We start from the raw sequence: 257 nt of genomic DNA, 5'->3' as shown, positions 1-257 counted from the left end.
ATTTAAGGGTGAATCTCGCGGCATTATTGTAATTGATGACTACGGCCATCACCCGACAGAAATTCTGGCTACTTTATCGGCGGCCAAGAGCGGTTCGGGCGGGAAGCGGACAGTAGTCGTATTTCAACCGCACCGCTATACACGCACTCAAGAGCTGATGGATGAATTCGCTTTGGCTTTTAACAACGCAGATATTCTCTTTATCCTCGACATTTATGCTGCCAGCGAACAGCCGATTGAAGGAATTACTGCTGAAG

Annotated in this window: 1 protein-coding gene; it reads left to right on the top strand. The window is 47.9% G+C overall.

Annotated elements, in window-relative coordinates; translation table 11 throughout:
• Positions 1-257 (top strand): glutamate ligase domain-containing protein (locus tag AC6UD4_RS07330; protein WP_500709653.1); only part of this gene is annotated, 257 nt, incomplete at both ends.

This window comes from Fructilactobacillus sp. X3R5C2 (assembly GCF_059901175.1).
This window is presented reverse-complemented; position numbering and strand designations above follow the sequence as displayed.